General features: G+C 56.1%; 13 protein-coding genes. 11 read left to right on the top strand and 2 right to left on the bottom strand.

The window, feature by feature from the left end:
• The first annotated feature begins 42 nt into the window (after nt 1-42).
• From PCAR_RS13435 to lspA, 9 genes are all read left to right on the top strand, one after another.
• On the top strand, nt 43-915 hold the full coding sequence (locus PCAR_RS13435) for a bifunctional 5,10-methylenetetrahydrofolate dehydrogenase/5,10-methenyltetrahydrofolate cyclohydrolase (protein WP_011342227.1): 873 nt from the start codon (nt 43-45) through the stop codon (nt 913-915).
• A gap of 663 nt (nt 916-1,578) precedes the next feature.
• Nucleotides 1,579-3,084 carry an FAD-dependent oxidoreductase gene (locus PCAR_RS13430; RefSeq protein WP_011342226.1) on the top strand — a complete coding sequence of 502 codons (1,506 nt, stop codon included), beginning with the start codon at nt 1,579-1,581 and terminating at the stop codon, nt 3,082-3,084.
• A gap of 33 nt (nt 3,085-3,117) precedes the next feature.
• Nucleotides 3,118-3,540, top strand: coding sequence for a hypothetical protein (locus tag PCAR_RS13425; RefSeq protein ID WP_011342225.1), 423 nt, complete (start codon nt 3,118-3,120; stop codon nt 3,538-3,540).
• 16 nt (nt 3,541-3,556) lie between these two features.
• The gene (locus PCAR_RS13420; protein WP_011342224.1) at nt 3,557-4,915 is read left to right on the top strand and encodes an NlpC/P60 family N-terminal domain-containing protein; all 1,359 of its coding nucleotides are present in this window, start codon (nt 3,557-3,559) and stop codon (nt 4,913-4,915) included.
• A gap of 60 nt (nt 4,916-4,975) precedes the next feature.
• The gene (gene budA / locus PCAR_RS13415) at nt 4,976-5,719 is read left to right on the top strand and encodes an acetolactate decarboxylase (protein WP_245523292.1); all 744 of its coding nucleotides are present in this window, start codon (nt 4,976-4,978) and stop codon (nt 5,717-5,719) included.
• Between the two features lie 147 nt (nt 5,720-5,866).
• Nucleotides 5,867-7,183, top strand: a complete 1,317-nt coding sequence (gene nhaA, locus PCAR_RS13410) for a Na+/H+ antiporter NhaA (protein WP_011342222.1) — start codon at nt 5,867-5,869, stop codon at nt 7,181-7,183.
• A gap of 264 nt (nt 7,184-7,447) precedes the next feature.
• Nucleotides 7,448-7,606 carry a plasmid mobilization protein gene (locus PCAR_RS13405; protein ID WP_011342221.1) on the top strand — a complete coding sequence of 53 codons (159 nt, stop codon included), beginning with the start codon at nt 7,448-7,450 and terminating at the stop codon, nt 7,604-7,606.
• 253 nt (nt 7,607-7,859) lie between these two features.
• Nucleotides 7,860-10,643: an isoleucine--tRNA ligase gene (gene ileS / locus PCAR_RS13400; RefSeq protein WP_011342220.1), complete on the top strand. Its 2,784-nt coding sequence runs from the start codon at nt 7,860-7,862 to the stop codon at nt 10,641-10,643.
• The gene (lspA, locus tag PCAR_RS13395; protein WP_011342219.1) at nt 10,640-11,125 is read left to right on the top strand and encodes a signal peptidase II; all 486 of its coding nucleotides are present in this window, start codon (nt 10,640-10,642) and stop codon (nt 11,123-11,125) included. The genes ileS and lspA overlap by 4 nt, the downstream gene beginning before the upstream one ends.
• A 124-nt stretch (nt 11,126-11,249) precedes the next feature.
• On the opposite strand, the gene PCAR_RS13390 is transcribed toward lspA, so the two are convergent.
• Complete coding sequence (locus tag PCAR_RS13390; RefSeq protein ID WP_011342218.1) at nt 11,250-12,182, bottom strand: rhomboid family intramembrane serine protease; 933 nt, start codon at nt 12,180-12,182, stop codon at nt 11,250-11,252.
• A 212-nt stretch (nt 12,183-12,394) separates the two neighbouring features.
• Between PCAR_RS13390 and PCAR_RS13385 the strand changes: the two genes are divergently transcribed.
• Nucleotides 12,395-12,628, top strand: coding sequence for a DUF4911 domain-containing protein (locus PCAR_RS13385; RefSeq protein WP_011342217.1), 234 nt, complete (start codon nt 12,395-12,397; stop codon nt 12,626-12,628).
• A gap of 48 nt (nt 12,629-12,676) precedes the next feature.
• On the opposite strand, the gene PCAR_RS13380 is transcribed toward PCAR_RS13385, so the two are convergent.
• A complete protein-coding gene (locus PCAR_RS13380) occupies nt 12,677-13,819 on the bottom strand; it encodes a mechanosensitive ion channel family protein (RefSeq protein WP_011342216.1) in 1,143 nt (380 codons plus the stop codon).
• A 276-nt stretch (nt 13,820-14,095) separates the two neighbouring features.
• On the opposite strand from PCAR_RS13380, the gene PCAR_RS13375 reads away from it, so the two are divergent.
• Nucleotides 14,096-16,030 (top strand): aconitate hydratase, encoded by a 1,935-nt coding sequence (locus tag PCAR_RS13375; RefSeq protein ID WP_011342215.1) that lies wholly within the window; start codon nt 14,096-14,098, stop codon nt 16,028-16,030.
• Nucleotides 16,031-16,119 lie beyond the last annotated feature (89 nt).

Below are 16,119 nucleotides of genomic sequence, written 5' to 3'. Positions count from 1 at the left end.
TGACAAGTGACAAGTGACAAGTTTTCTATAAAAGGAGTCCAAATGTCTGCCCAATTACTCGAAGGAAAAGTCGTCGCAGCTGCCGTGCTGGAAGATGTGGCAAGGCGGGTGGCTGTTCTCAAGGACAAGGGTATTTCGCCCGGTCTCGGTACGATTCTGGTCGGTGACGACGGTCCCAGTGTCAGTTATGTCAATAAAAAGCGCGAAACCTGCAAGCAGGTTGGCATCGCTTCTTTTCATAATGAAATCCCCGCTTCGGCCACCCAGTCGGATCTTTTGGCGGCGGTTCGCGATTTCAACGACAGTCCGGATGTGGATGCCTACATTATCCAGTATCCGCTGCCCAAGGGGTTCGATTTTAACGAAGCCCTTAATCTGATGCTTCCGGAAAAAGATGCCGATGGCCTGCATCCCGTCAATCTCGGACGGCTGGTATTGCAAGAGCCCGGCCCGGTGCCCTGTACCCCGGCCGGTATTCGCGCCATGCTGCAGCATTATGACATTGCCATCGAAGGCAAGGAGGTCGTGGTCATCGGTCGAGGACCGACTCTCGGTCGCCCTCTGTCTTTGCTGCTGACCCTTAAACAGCCTTATGCCAATGCCGCCGTCACCGTGGTGCACTCCGGAATCAAGGATCTTGGCGCTTATACCCGCCGGGCCGATATCGTTATCGCCGCTGCCGGCTGTCCCGGTATCGTTCAGCCGGACATGATCCGCCCCGGCGCTGTCGTTATCAGCGGCGGCATCAGCTGGGAAGGGCGCAAATTGCTGCCCGATGTCGATGAGGCGGTTGGCGAGGTCGCCGGTTGGATTACCCCGCGTCTCGGAGGCGTTGGCCCCACAACGGTTGCCATGCTGTTGCTTAATACGGTTCAGGCGGCAGAAGAGCGCGCTCGGCGGGCGGGCAAGCTCTGATCCGCAAAACGCATAAATACTAATTCAGGGGCGTCCTCGCGATTGGCGGGTGGCGCCCTTTTTTTGTTTTTGTTTCGCTAAAACGGATTTTTCGATATGTTGGAGGTATGGGTTTTTGTTAATCTCCGGGCCTTAAGGATTAAAGCGGGTATGGAACGCATGAGGGCAACGCTATGGCCATGAATTTTTATTTATGCGTGAAAAAAAGCCCGTTTGAACATTAACCCAAGGCAACAGAAGCCAAAAGATTTGATGAAGATAACTGTATAAATCAAATTCAATAGGAGTCTTAATTTACTTTATTAAATAAAGTGCTCGGTTTACTGCAATCATGATGAGGTTTATGTAATTTTAGCATCTGGAAGGCCGACCAAGATAAGTCTTTACAAATAAAAAGAGAAATATCCACACATTAACCTGTGTCCGGGCTAATTATTGGCAAATGTGGCTGCAATTAATAAAAATGATTTATTTTTTTGAAAAACGCGGTGGCAGGGGCTCGATTGGGTCTATCTGGGGATGATGTTTGCGGAAGAAATGCCGACGTTTTTTTGAGGCTCGAGGAAGGTGAGTAAAGCCTTTTGTGATCGTTTTTGCTATAGTCTGGTCTCATAATCATATGCGGGGCAAGGCTGCCCCCAGTGTTTGAAAAGGAGAAGCAAAATGGCCGACGACCTTATGCAGTGTACCGTTTGCGGATATATTCATGTTGGAACCGATTTGCCTGACTGTTGCCCGGTCTGCGGCGTTGAGAAAGAACTTTTCGAGAAAAAACAGGCCCCGGATTCGAAGGCCGCTGAAGCCGCGCCTACGGCGTGGCGCTGTTTGATTTGCAATTATCTGCACGAGGGCCCCGTGCCGCCCGAGTCATGTCCGGTATGCGGAGCTGGTGCCGATCAGTTTGAGCCGGTATTTAAACAGGTGCAGCCGACCGGAAAAGTTGACTCCGCCGATGCCATCGTCATCGTCGGCGCGGGTATTTCCGGAATCTCCGCTGCGGAGGCAGCGCGCAAGACGGCACCGCAAGCGAAAATCAGTGTTATCAGTCGCGAAGCGGATTTGCCTTACTATCGGATTAATCTGACCCGCTACCTGGCCGGGGAATTGACCACCGAACAACTGCTCATTCATCCGGCGCAGTGGTACGAAGATAACGCCATCGAATTACATCTCGGTGTCGAAGTTACGGCTGTTGATGTCCGGAACAAGACCCTCGGCCTCAGCAGCCGGGATACCATCAGTTATGACAAGCTGATTCTTTCCATGGGGGCCCATTCGTTCGTGCCACCTGTAGGCGGGGCCACCAAAGCCCATGTCAAAACCCTGCGCACGCAGAAAGACGCCGCGGAGATTCTCGAAGCGGCCAGACCCGAAAAGTCGTGTGTGGTCATCGGCGGCGGAGTGCTGGGGTTGGAAACGGGCGCCGCTCTGGCGCGACGAGGTGTCTCTGTGACCATCATCGAGGGTTTTGACTGGTTACTGCCGCGGCAGCTGAACCGGGCTGCCGGAGAACGTCTGGCCGGGTATGTCGAAGCTCTGGGGGTGCGCCTGATTTGCGGCGGTCGGGTCAGGGAGCTAGCGGGCGAACAGGCCGTATCCGGTGTCGTGCTGGAGTCGGGGGAAGTCGTGCCGGCGGACATGGTTATTTTTGCCGCGGGGGTTCGCTGCAATAGCGCCTTGGCGCGCCAGGCCGAGCTGGAAGTGAACAACGGCATCCTGGTGGACAACAGCATGCGTACCTCCAATGCGGATATTTTCGCCGTCGGCGACGTGGCCGAACATCAGGGGGTGATTTACGGAACCTGGATGCCGGCGCAACATCAGGGAAAGGTTGCCGGTATCAATGCCGCAGGAGGTCAGGCCCGTTTTACCGGCATTCCGCGTTCCAGTATTCTTAAGGTGCTCGATGTCGATCTGTTCAGTGTTGGGGAGGTTCATCCCGACGATGGCAGTTTTCAGCTGTTTGAAGACCATGACGACGACCGCTATGCCTTTTTTGTCTTTCGCAATGCCCGCCTTGTCGGGGCAATCCTGATGGGTGACACAGGTTTGTCCGCCCGGCTTAAGGAGTTGATCGAAAGCCAGGCCAGCTGCGCGGAAATTCTGGCCGAGGCCGCTACTGCGGCGGATATCCGGCAGGGCCTCCTGTCCGGCCCCCGGGTTTCCTGAGCTGAAGATCGGCTTTTTATAAAGGATAGTTGGATGATGGGTTTTACGGTACGATATTTAGCAATTCTCTCATTGCTGTTGACTCTGACCGCCTGCAGCGAGCCTGTGCCTCAGGACTTCGCCGATTATGTCGGGGAATGGACCTCGCCCGACATGTATCTCCTTATCCAGGCGAACGGGTCCGTAAAGTATAAACGACGCAAGCCTGGAGGCCAGGTATCCCTGACCGGTTCCATCAAAGGTTTCAAGGGGCACGATTTTACCGTCGGATTCTGGATGTTCTCCACAACCTTCGAGGTGTCGGTGCCTCCCCATGAACAAGACGGCGAATGGCTTATGGTCGTCGATGACGAAGAACTGGTGCGTTCCCGACGTATGCCGCAGTCTACGCCCCAAAAGGGCGATACCCGATCGTTGCAGGTGCGTTTAGGGGCATCGGCGTTAACCTGCACCTAGTGCAAGGAGTGCGGTCGTGGCCAGGTGGGTACAAAACATAACAGTATGGATAACATGGATGTTGTTGACGGCCTGCGGCGAGCAGGTCGTGCAACACAGGCCGGGCGCGCTGCAGTTGCCGCCACAGAACCTCTATGCCTATGTCGCTTCTGAAACAGCGGATGTCAGGTTGCTTTCGGAGGCTCGCCAGCAACGTCTGGCGGAGGATTATCGCTGTCGTTTTGCGGCTCCATGGCAGGCTGGGTGGAGCGGGCGCTCTGCCGAAGAACTGTTTGGAAACCGCCAATGGCTTATGGAAAATGCCCTATATGGCGGGAATCGCCAGCCTGTCCCCATGCCGCGACGGCAGCGATGGCTGGCCCAATGCGCCATCGAAACCTTTCCCAATGCCGATTACCCAGCCATCACTTTACGCCCCTCGAATCTCCGGGGCCTGCCGACGCGGCAGCCGGCATTTTATGCTTTCAGTCAGCCCGGAGAAGGCTTTCCTTTCGATTATCTGCAGTATTCCTCGATCCCGGCCAGTACCCCGGTGCGCGTTCGTCACCGTTCTGCCGACGGTTGCTGGGTTTTGGTGGAGACCGAGGCCATGTTCGGCTGGTTGCCGGCCATGGATGTGGCTGCTGTCGACACCCGGCTGCAACAGCAGTACGAGGCCGCATCCTGGTACGTTGCGGTCAAGGACGATGTGCCGCTGACCGATGCGGCCGGTAATGTGCTGGCGGTGGCCGGTCTCGGCAGCCTCTGGGCACAACCCGAGTCCGGCGTGGTGTGGGTGGCGGTGCGGGGCGAAGACGGTCGCGCCAAATTACGGCGGGCAAACTATCATGCCGACTCGGTGCGCCGCTTCCCCGTGCTTTGCACGCCGGCGAATATGGCGATCATCGGCAATCGCCTGCTTGGCAAGCCCTACGACTGGGGCGACCAGTTCGGTGAACGCGACTGCTCCTCCACTCTGCGTGATCTTTTTGCCTGTTTCGGACTCTATCTACCGCGCAATTCCGCTGCGCAGGCCGTTGTGGCGCAGCGTCTCGGCTTGAGCGAGGTTGCCGTGACGGACCGGCCGCAGGTTATCCGCAGTCAGGCACAGCCTTGGTTGACACTGGCGTATATGCCCGGGCATATTATGTTGTATGTAGGAGAGTTCAGGGATCAGCCCGTGTTTTTGCATGCCATGTGGGGGATCAAAGTCGAGGACCGCCAGGGGCGGGAAGGTCGCTATCTGGTGGGGAAAACCGTCGTCACCGGACTGCGTGTTGGTGAGGAACTGATCGGGATAAAACGACCCGGCGGGTTGCTTCAGGAACGGATTCAGCAGCTGGTTTTGCTCACGACCTTTGGTGAGGCCGACCCGGTCGGGGAACAACGACAATAGCGTGAGACAGGAGCTGTCTCGGAAAGATTTTAGATGATGAAAAAGTTGGTGTTAAGTTGCATGTCTCTGTTGATGTTTTGTTCGCCGGTCTGGGCCGGCCGCGATACCCTGGTGCAGGTATCGACCATCGATGCGTTGCTGGGCGGACTGTACGACGGTACCCTGTCTATCGAAGAGCTGCGTCGTGACGGTGATTTCGGCATCGGTACCTTTGATCGCCTCAACGGAGAAATGATGCTGGTCGATGGTGTGGTCTACCGTATCCGCAGTGACGGAGGGGTGGATGTCGTATCCGGTACGGAGACCACTCCGTTTGCCGCGGTAACCTTCTTTGACGCCGAACTCCAGCGGCAGATCCCCGCGAATACCGATTTTAAAGGGTTTCAGCAATGGCTCGATGACTTGCTGCCCAATCCCAATCTGTTTTATGCGATACGGATCGAAGGACGCTTTCGTTTCATGAAAACGCGTAGCGTTCCTGCGCAGACCAAACCCTATCCGGCTTTGGCGGAGGTTGCCCGGCATCAGCCGGAATTCGAGTTCAAGGATGTCGAAGGGGTGATCGTCGGTTACCGCAGCCCGGCTTTTGTCAAAGGCATCGGGGTGCCCGGCTATCATCTGCATTTCCTTACCTCCGACCATCGTGCCGGCGGACACATCCTCGCCTTCACTGTTCAGCAGGCCAGCGTTCGAACCGACCAGACCAACGAAATATTGTTGCGCCTGCCGGATTCATCGGCGTTTTCCGGCGCCGACCTTGGTAAAGACCGTAGCGTTGAATTAAAACAGGTCGAGCAGCATTAACCTGGTGGATTGCGATCTGCCAAGGTGCGGTATCTAGAGAGGGGTTTTTAGGTTGGCGGCGGGAATGTTATGGCGGATTGACCCGACTGCAGTCTTCTGTCGGAGCGCTGCGGATAAACGCTTCCTTGTAAGTCATCGAGGATTATCATGCCTTTTCGAATCGCTTTTCTGAAGCAGCCGTTCGAGGACTTTTTCAAACACCAGGCGTCCGGCGGTATCGTCTTGCTCGGGGCCACGGTTTTAGCTCTGGTCCTGGCCAATTCCCCCTGGAGCGGTCAGTATTTCCATTTCTGGGAAATCAAGCTGACCATCGGATTTGATCATTTCGGTCTGACCCAGACGTTACACCATTGGATCAACGATGGCTTGATGGCCGTGTTTTTTTTCCTGGTCGGTCTGGAACTCAAACGAGAATTCATGGACGGCGAACTGGCCAGTTTCCGCCAGGCTATGCTGCCCATTGCGGCGGCGTTTGGCGGTATGCTGGTGCCTGCCCTGATTTTTCATTTCATCAACCCGATGGTACCTGAAGCCAAGGGCTGGGGGATCCCCATGGCGACGGATATCGCTTTTGCCCTGGGGGTTCTGGCGCTGCTCCGGGGCAAGATTTCCAGGTCGCTTGCCATCTTTTTAACGGCCCTGGCTATTGTTGACGATCTCGGCGCGGTGCTGGTGATCGCCCTGTTTTATAGCGGCGAATTGGCCGTTGGAAAATTGCTTGTGGCCCTGGTGTTGCTGCTGATTCTGATCGCCGGCAACCGCCTGGGGGTGCAGTCCCTCAATTTTTACGGTTTGCTCGGATTCTGTCTGTGGGTGGTGTTGTTGAAATCCGGGTTGCATGCGTCCATTGCCGGGGTGTTGATAGGGATGGTCATTCCTGCGAGGCCGCGCCTTTGCCACGAGGAGTTCGTGGATCAGACGGAAAAATACATGGCACGTTATAAGGAAATCGGAGAAGTTCCCGGGCCTTTTCATCATGAGGAACGGCTCGGCGCGCTGCTCGCGCTCGAGCACATTTGCCATGACGCCATGAGTTCCTTGCAGCGCATGGAGCACGAGTTGCACCACTGGGTGATTTTCGGCGTCATACCGATCTTCGCCCTTGCAAACGCCGGTCTGGTGCTGCAACTGGGAAATCTGGTTACCGCGGTGACCCATCCGGTCACCCTCGGGGTGGCCCTGGGATTGCTGCTGGGCAAGCCCCTTGGCATTCTGTTTTTTTCATGGATTTCGGTTCGTGTCGGACTCTGTGCTCTGCCACGGGGAACCTCCTGGATGGATGTTTTTGGGGTCGGCATCCTTGGTGGCATCGGGTTTACCATGTCGTTATTTATCAGTAATCTGGCGTTTATGAATATCGTCATGTCCAATAACGCCAAGCTTGGCATTTTTATCGCGTCCATGCTGGCCGGTGCGGCAGGTTTCACTGTTCTTTCGCGTGCTTCTGCCCGCAAGGCCCATTGACCATTAAAAATTGGACATTTGTTGCGCTACGTGTCTCTCTGTCCTCTTTTGGATCACCCCGGCAGTGTGGAGGGCTGCTTCGGATTTTCTTTGGTGTCTTTCTAACATCTCGGAATTAAAACGAAAATTCAAAAATAAAAAAACAATAAAAGATGGCAGACCCTTTGCAATACTGTATACAGTAGCCATTATGTTTTTGCATAGGCATGTTATCGGTTTTTCGTTTGCTGTGATGTGGATTGGGACTCACAAAGGAGACACAAAATGGGTAAAAGCGTAGAGAATCCGAAAAAGAACATCATTTCCTGTCGCGTCAACGACCGGGAAATGCAGGCTCTGCAGGATCTGGCTAAAAAGGCCGGCACCAACATTTCTGATCTGATGCGCCAGAGTATTTTGTCCATGGCGCAGGGTCATACCTGATCCTGACGATTTTTACCGCTAAATCCGCGGTGTTGCCGTATTAAAGGCAGACGTAGCATTTGTTTATTTTTTGAAGGCAGTTTACCGTACTTCCGGGGGAGGAAGGGATGAAGGGCTGCCTGGCGTGTGCTGAAGCGCGCCAGGCAGCCCTTTGTCGTGCAGTAAACCCCCTTTTTGCTTGACTTATATGGGGGTTTTGCTACCTTATCAGACTTGTTTTTTTGCCACCCAGAAGACCTTCGGGAGGAGAACGATGGACTACAAACAGACCCTGAATCTGCCAGATACCCAGTTTCCCATGCGTGGCAACTTGCCTAAGCGGGAACCTGAGATCCTCGAAAAATGGCAGTCCATGGGGCTTTATGAAAAGATGGAGGAGGCCGGTCGCACCCGGCCCAATTTCACTCTGCATGATGGCCCCCCTTATGCCAACGGCCACATTCACATCGGCCATGCCCTGAATAAAATTCTCAAGGATATTGTCCTTAAAAGCCGTCGCATGAAGGGGTTCTACGCTCCTTATGTACCGGGCTGGGACTGCCACGGTCTGCCCATCGAGTTGATGGTGGATAAAAAACTCGGCAAAAAAAAACGGGACATGACCAAGGTCGAAATCCGCAAGGAATGCCGTGTTTATGCCGACCAGTGGGTCAAGATCCAGAGTGAGGAGTTCGAACGTCTGGGCGTTATGGGGGAGTGGGATCGTCCCTACCTGACCATGACTCACCACTACGAAGCGGTGACGGCCCGCGAATTGGCGCGCTTTGTGGAAAAAGGCGGTCTGTTTAAAGGTAAAAAACCGATTCACTGGTGCTCCTCCTGCGTTACCGCCCTGGCGGAAGCGGAGGTGGAATACGCCGATCATAAGTCGCCGTCTATCTACGTTAAATTCCCCTTTGACGGGGAACTGCCTGCGGAGTTGAACGATCTTGCCGGGCGTAAATTATCGTTTGTCATCTGGACCACGACTCCCTGGACCATTCCCGCCAATCTCGCAGTATGCCTGAATCCGAACCTGCCGTATGCCGTCGTCGAAACCGGTGACGAACTGCTGGTTATGGCCGAAGGGCTGGTTTCCGGTGTCATGCAGGAGCTGGGGCTGGAAAACTACCGGGTACTGAAAACCTTCGAAGCGCCGATATTCGAGCGCAAGACCTGCCGCCACCCGTTTTACGATCGGCCGTCGCTGCTTATTCTGGGTGACCATGTCACGCTGGAAGCCGGTACCGGTTGTGTTCACACCGCGCCTGGCCATGGCCAGGATGACTATGTGGTCGGGCTGGCTTATGGCCTGGATGTTTACAATCCGGTCGACAATTACGGTCGCTACTACGAGGACGTCGAATTCTTCGGCGGTATGAAAATCAACCAGGCCAACGGCGCGGTGAACGCCAAGCTGACCGAGGTGGGCGCATTGCTCAAAGAATCCGAGGTCAGTCACAGCTACCCGCATTGCTGGCGCTGTAAAAAGCCCATAATTTTCCGTGCCACCGAGCAATGGTTTATCTCCATGGAGGCCAACGGGCTGCGGGAAAAAGCCCTGGGGCACATCAATGACGTGAACTGGGTTCCGCGTTGGGGCCGCGATCGTATTTACAATATGGTTGAAAACCGCCCCGACTGGTGTATCAGCCGCCAGCGTAGCTGGGGGGTCCCTATCACCATCTTCTATTGCGCCAAATGCGGCGAAGCCCTGGAAGACAGCAAGGTGATGGACTACGTGGCTGACCTGTTCGAGGAAGGCGGCAGCGACCTTTGGTTCGACAAACCGGCGAAGGAGTTGATGCCGGCCGGCACGACCTGCCCCGGCTGCGGTCACGACGAGTTTACCAAGGAGACCGATATTCTCGACGTCTGGTTCGATTCCGGCGTGTCCCATGCCGCCGTACTCGATAACCGTGATTATCTCAGCTGGCCTGCCGATCTGTATCTGGAAGGCAGCGATCAGCACCGGGGCTGGTTTCATTCCAGTCTGCTCGCTTCGGTGGGAACCCGCGAACTCACGCCCTATAAGTCGGTGCTGACGCATGGCTTTGTGGTCGACGGCAAGGGCAAAAAGATGTCCAAGTCGGTGGGCAACGTGGTCGCGCCGGAGGAAGTGATCAAGAAGTACGGTGCGGAAATCCTGCGTTTGTGGGTAGCGGCCCAGGACTATCGGGATGATATTCGTATCAGCAACGAAATCCTGCAGCGGCTTTCCGACGCTTATCGTCGTATCCGCAATACCGCCCGTTATATCCTCGGCAACCTGAGCGGTTTCGACCCGTCACGGGATATGGTGGCCGACGATCAGTTGCTGGAACTCGACCGCTGGGCCCTGGCCAAGCTCGAGGACCTGGCCGGACGGGTGGAGAAGGCTTACGAAGATTACGAGTTCCATATCATTTATCACGCGGTGCATAATTTCTGCAGTGTCGAAATGAGTTCGTTTTATCTCGATGTGCTTAAAGACCGTCTTTACGTTTCCGGAACCGACAGTATCGCACGTCGCAGTGCGCAGACGGCCATGTACCGGATTCTGGATTGTATCACGCGCCTGATCGCACCGGTGCTGTCCTTCACCGCTGAGGAAATCTGGGCGTTTATGCCCGGTGAGCGTTCGGAAAGTGTGCATCTGGGAGAATTTGTTCAATTCCCCACCAGTTTCCGCGATGCCGCACTGGAAGAGCGTTACGATAACCTGCTCGAAATTCGCTCCGATGTCTCCAAGGCTCTGGAGCTGGCGCGTAATGAAAAGGTTATCGGACACTCTCTCGATGCCCGGGTACTGCTGAGCGCGCCGGCCGGAGCGACCCTGGAATTGCTGGAAAAATACCGGGATCAGCTGGCCTCGTTATTCATTGTTTCCCAGGTTGAACTGGTCGATGATCTGGCGGATGGTCTGACGGGCGAAAACCTTCCCGATCTCAAGGTCAAGGTGGAGAAAGCCCTGGGCGAGAAGTGCGAGCGATGCTGGAACTATGCAACCTCCGTCGGTGACAGCGCCGAACATCCGGCCTTGTGTCATCGTTGCGTTGCGGTACTTACCGATCGATGAAACTGGCCCAATTTCGTATATTGCTGCTGATCGCCACCCTGGTGGTGGCCGTTGACCAGCTTACGAAGGGACTCATCGTGCGCTGCCTGAAATTGCACGAGGCCCTGCCGGTGGTGCCGAATTTTTTCGATCTGGTGTACGTGCGCAATAAGGGTGCGGCCTTCGGCATCCTGGCCAATACCGAATACCGGGTGCCCTTTTTTATCATCACCACCTCGGTGGCCGTGGTTTTCCTGGCGTGGTTTTATCGCCAGTATCGGCCCGATCAGGTGCTGGGGCGATGCGCCGTAAGTCTGGTGCTCGGTGGCGCGATCGGCAATCTCATCGACCGGGTACGGTTTGGAGAAGTTGTCGATTTTCTCGATGTCCACTGGTATCAGTACCACTGGCCGGCTTTCAACGTGGCGGACTCGGCCATCTGTGTCGGTGTGGGTATGTTACTGCTGGCCCAGTGGCGGGATGGCATTCGGCACCAGGCCTAGGAAAAGTGCGAAACGCTAAACATAAAAGCCGGTACGATGGAAGCATCGTGCCGGCTTTTTTATTCTGCAGGGTCGTTTCAGGGGCTGCACGGTGAAAAATGATGGACAATTAAGTGAGCGTTGCTTACCTGATGGTCTGCAAGGCTAACAACCATGCCAGCACTATAATCAAGGCCGCCAGCAGCCCCAGCCAGCGATTGAGGCGGGGACCGGCCTGCGGCAGCGGCGCGATGAACCAGCCTGACAGCAGGCCGCACAGAAATCCGAACAGGTGCGCCAGCAGGTCGGTGCGGCGTTCACCGGTACCGAGCAGGGCCAGAAGCGCCAGGCCGGCGGCCAGCGGTAGGGTCCATTTCCTTGTCAGCCGCAAACGGTGACGCCGGGCGTTCAGGGCCGCCAGGACGCCGATGGCGCCAAAAATGGCCGTCGAGGCTCCCACCGACTGGTGATAGCCGGGTTGAATCAGGCTGTTGAGAAAATTGCCGGCCATGCCGACCAGCAACAACAGAAACCACCCGACGCCCGAGCCGAGTTCGCGGCACAGGCGGATCACGAATATCCCGCCGATGAGGATGTTGCTTGCAAGGTGCAATGGGCCGGAATGCAGCGTCAGGGCGGTGGCCAGACGCCACCATTGGCCGCTGCGGATCGCGGCGACATGGGCGTTGCCTGCATGCAGCCAATCCTCGGTTCGCAGGCTGAAGGGGGTGTTTGGCAGACGCGTGATATTGTGAAATAATGCCAGCGCGGCCAAAAGGCAGGCGTTGAACCAGGCGTTGTCGAATCCGGTGGCTGTTGGCGGCAGGGGCGGCCAATCCCGATTTTCCGCGGTAAAGAGTTGCAACTCGTGTACGGCTTTTTCCAGCTCCGGCGCGGGCACGGCCAGTTGCCAGCCCCCCAGGAGCGGCTGCAGGCGGGAATCGATGCCCTGTGCCGTCAGCACCAGGTGCCAATCGCGGGCCACATCGGCATCCAGCGGTTGTCGCATGGAAGCCTCGATGCGGGTCGGATCGATGGTGCGCCAGAGGGTGGGGTCATGCTCGACGGTCGGGGCCATGGCGGTTCCGTTTCAACGATAAATTGTTTATCACGACGCGCACAAAGTTCTGCCCCTGAAACATTTTTATCGCGCGGTCGTTGCGGCTGAAAACGAGCTGCTTGAACGTACCTTCGATTTTAACTTAAACACTGCGATTGAACTTTGCCTGGTACTCCTAACCCCTTTGCGGTGGGAAGCATTCTGTAGCAAAAAAACATGCGAGGCGGATCATGCTGGAAAAGCTTTATTTTATCGTATCCCGCAAGGATATCGGTTATATGCGGTTCATTCTCGAAAGCTATGACGGGCTGCTGTTTATGCGTACCATCGATGCGGCAAAAGGGCTCATTGAAGTAGGCTTTCACCCGTCGCGGCGTCAGGATGCCTTGGCGTTGTTGCAATCCCTGACTGTAGAAGTCGGCCTGGAGCCAGCGGACCCTCCCGCGGATCTGGCGGAGCTGTAGTGACAGCCCGGAACGCGACTACGTGGTTTACGGGCATGTGAACCCATCTCAAACCGGTGCCGTCGGTGTCTGCAACGCTGCGGCTCCGTTCTCATCGTCTTGTGTTTCACGCAGGTAGATCGAGCGACTGGGAAAGGCGATTTCGAGATCGAGGCTTTCCAGAATATCCATGATCTTCAGGCAGACATCTTCACGTGCATCGAGGTATTCGCCCCAAACGGTCGTGGTGGTAAAGCAGTAGACCATGATGTCGAGGGACGAGGCGCCGAAATCGGTAAAATTGACCAGGAAAAAATCCTGCTGGATTGCGGGATGTGCAGTCAACATTTCACGGATCATGGAGACGGCCCGGCGCATTTGTGCCGGGCTTGTTTCGTAAGTGACCCCGACATTAAGCTTGATACGTCGTTTGGGCATGCGGCTGAAATTGTCGATGGACAGATTGGCGATAATGTTGTTGGGGACGGTGATAAGGGTCTTGGCAAATGTGCGGATCTTGGTCGAACGAAAACCGACCTCTTCGACCACCCCCTCCATATCCCCGGCCTTGACCCAGTCGCCGATAAGAAACGGCCGGTCGAGAATGATCATGAACGAGCCGAAAATATTGGACAGGGTGTCCTTGGCCGCCAAAGCTACGGCCAGACCGCCGATCCCCAGGGACGCCAGCAGCCCGGAGATGGAATAGCCGAGGTTCTGAATGGTCATGATCGCCGCCAGGAAGATGATGAACGCCCGCAGACTCTTGCGGATGAAGGGCAGCAGGTGATCATCGAGGGTCGATTCGGTTTTGGCGACCCAGGAGGATAAAAAAATGTCGAGCAGGCTGACCAGGTTAAACAGGGCCCAGCCGATATCGAAGGTTACCAATACCTTGAGGACGGCATGGGCACCGCGACGGGTATCGACCGGCGTGGTCGGCAGCTGCAATACCTGCACGGCGATGAAAAGACCGATGATGACCACCAGAAATTCGGACGGTTTACGGATACAATTAAGAAATTCGTCGTCATAGCGGCTCTTGGTACGTGTAGCCAAGGGGAAGATGACATTGACAAAGATATGGCCGAAAACCTTTTTCAGGATCAGGGCGGCGATCACGATGCCGAAGGCTGCGGCAAATCGCCCGGCGCTGATACCGAGAAAGGTTTCGTGGAAAATGGCATCCAGTGTCGCCAGAAAGTCACTCATGGTGGTTCCTCCTTGGAAATTGTATGCATGATGTTTAACAGAAGGTGTTTTCCAATGCAAGGGGGAGGGTGCCCATGGGATGTAGGACAGGATCTATCTGTTACAGTGAGAGAATCGGAATTCGGTGACTGGTTGCCAACGATTCGCAATGAGTCAAAGATCTGCCAAGCAGCGGGTTTTATCCAGCACCTCCGCCGGCAAATGTTGGCATGAAATACATTCGAAGCCCTATTGCAGCAATGCCGGTCATACTTCTCTGTTATGAAGGAGCCCTCCATGCCGAGCAATGTCACCCGTAAAGTTCTGGAAAACCACCTCGTCGAAGGCCGCTTGCTTCCCGGTGAGGAGATCGCTGTTCGCATCGATCATACCCTGCTGCAAGACGCAACCGGAACCATGGCCATGCTGGAGTTCGAAGCCTTGGGTCTGGAGAAGGTAAGGACGCAGTTGGCGGCGCAATATGTCGATCATAACCTGTTGCAGACGGATTTTAAAAACGCCGACGATCACCGCTATCTGCAAACGGCTTGCGCACGTTACGGTATCCATTTCAGCCGCCCCGGCAACGGCATTTCTCACCAGGTGCATCTGGAAAATTTCGGTCGCCCGGGATTGACCATGCTTGGTGCCGATAGTCATACCCCGGCTGCCGCCGGCCTTTCGATGCTGGCCATGGGGGCCGGGGGCCTCGATGTGGCGTTGGCCATGGCCGGCCGGGCCTATTATCTGCCCTGCCCAGAGGTGCTGGGGGTGAAACTGGTCGGTAAACTGCCCGATTGGGTCAGCGCCAAGGATATCATTCTCGAGATGCTGCGACGCTACGACGTCAAGGGCTGTCTGGGCAAGGTCGTCGAATATTACGGCCCCGGTGTCGCGACCCTGTCGGTGGAAGATCGCGCCGTGATCGGTAACATGGGTACCGAACTCGGCGCAACCAGTTCCATTTTTCCCTCCGACGATCAGACCCGCGCCTACCTGCAGTCCCAGGCGCGCGGTGATGTTTGGGTGGAGCTGCAGGCCGACCCCGGATCGACCTACGACGCCTACGACGAGATCGATCTGTCGACCCTAGAGCCTCTGATCGCCTGCCCGTCGTCGCCGGGCAAGGTTGTGACGGTGCGCGAGGTGGCCGGTATCCCCGTCGATCAGGTTATCGTCGGTTCCAGCGCCAACAGCGGTCTCAAGGATCTGTTGCGGGTGGTGCGTATCGTCGACGGGCGCCACAGCGCAGCCCATACCGATTTCCACATCAACCCCGGCAGCCGCCAGGTGCTGGAAAACGTGGCCGAAGCCGACGGCATTTTGCCGCTGATGCTGGCCGGAGCCAAGATCCACCAGTCCGGTTGTCTCGGCTGTATCGGCATGGGGCAGGCGCCAGGGACCGGCCAGGTCAGTCTGCGCACTTTCCCGCGCAATTTCCCGGGCCGCTCCGGTACCAGGGACGATCAGGTGTATCTCTGCTCACCGGAAACCGCCGCCGCGGCAGCGCTGCACGGGCGTATCACCGATCCGCGCGATCTCGGTCTCGATATGCCTTATCCTCGGATCGAAGAGCCCAAACAGCGGGTGGTCGACCGCTCGTCCATCGTTTATCCCAACGCGGAGGATACTGCGGCCGAGGTGTTGCGCGGTCCCAATATCAAACCCTTCCCACAGTTGGATGCCTTGCCCGAAAACCTGCGCGTGACAGTAGCGATCAAGGTCGGCGACAATATCTCCACCGACGGCATTATGCCCGCCGGCAACCAGGTGCTGCCGCTGCGTTCCAACATCGAGGCCATCAGCGCATACGTTTTTTATCAGCTCGATCCGGATTTTCCTGCCCGCTGCCGTGAACTGGGCGCGGCTGCGGTGGTCGCCGGCGATAACTACGGTCAGGGCTCCAGTCGCGAACATGCCGCCCTGGCGCCGCGTTATCTCGGCGTAAGACTGAAGCTGGCCAAGAGCTTCGCCCGTATTCACAAGGCCAATCTGTGCAATTTCGGTATATTGCCGCTGACCTTTAAAAATCCTGCCGATTATGATCGCTTGACAGAGGGCGCGGTTCTCGAGATTGACGGGGTGCGGCAACGTATCGAACGGGGCGATACCGAGATTCCCGTACGCGTGAACGGCACTGAACTTCTTGCTGTGCTGTCGGTATCGGAACGCCAGCGGGCCTGTCTGTTGGCAGGGGGAACGCTGAATCTGGTGCGCAAAGAATTGGGCTGAGGGCTATATATGTGCTTGGCTATGGACGATTGTTCTGATAGGAATAAGACTTCGATTTTCAGGATGATATTTTTCGGCGTGGAGACGGT

The sequence above is a fragment of the Syntrophotalea carbinolica DSM 2380 genome, from assembly GCF_000012885.1.
Lineage (GTDB): Bacteria > Desulfobacterota > Desulfuromonadia > Desulfuromonadales > Syntrophotaleaceae > Syntrophotalea > Syntrophotalea carbinolica.
This window is presented reverse-complemented; position numbering and strand designations above follow the sequence as displayed.

Excerpts from the sequence above, each read along its gene's own strand:
- PCAR_RS13405 (WP_011342221.1), top strand. The coding sequence starts at position 7,448 with ATGGGTAAAAGCGTAGAGAATCCGAAAAAGAACATCATTTCCTGTCGC.
- PCAR_RS13430 (WP_011342226.1), top strand. The coding sequence starts at position 1,579 with ATGGCCGACGACCTTATGCAGTGTACCGTTTGCGGATATATTCATGTT.
- PCAR_RS13380 (WP_011342216.1), bottom strand. The coding sequence starts at position 13,819 with ATGAGTGACTTTCTGGCGACACTGGATGCCATTTTCCACGAAACCTTT.
- lspA (WP_011342219.1), top strand. The coding sequence starts at position 10,640 with ATGAAACTGGCCCAATTTCGTATATTGCTGCTGATCGCCACCCTGGTG.
- budA (WP_245523292.1), top strand. The coding sequence starts at position 4,976 with ATGTCTCTGTTGATGTTTTGTTCGCCGGTCTGGGCCGGCCGCGATACC.
- nhaA (WP_011342222.1), top strand. The coding sequence starts at position 5,867 with ATGCCTTTTCGAATCGCTTTTCTGAAGCAGCCGTTCGAGGACTTTTTC.
- PCAR_RS13425 (WP_011342225.1), top strand. The coding sequence starts at position 3,118 with ATGATGGGTTTTACGGTACGATATTTAGCAATTCTCTCATTGCTGTTG.
- PCAR_RS13435 (WP_011342227.1), top strand. The coding sequence starts at position 43 with ATGTCTGCCCAATTACTCGAAGGAAAAGTCGTCGCAGCTGCCGTGCTG.
- PCAR_RS13375 (WP_011342215.1), top strand. The coding sequence starts at position 14,096 with ATGCCGAGCAATGTCACCCGTAAAGTTCTGGAAAACCACCTCGTCGAA.
- PCAR_RS13385 (WP_011342217.1), top strand. The coding sequence starts at position 12,395 with ATGCTGGAAAAGCTTTATTTTATCGTATCCCGCAAGGATATCGGTTAT.
- ileS (WP_011342220.1), top strand. The coding sequence starts at position 7,860 with ATGGACTACAAACAGACCCTGAATCTGCCAGATACCCAGTTTCCCATG.
- PCAR_RS13390 (WP_011342218.1), bottom strand. The coding sequence starts at position 12,182 with ATGGCCCCGACCGTCGAGCATGACCCCACCCTCTGGCGCACCATCGAT.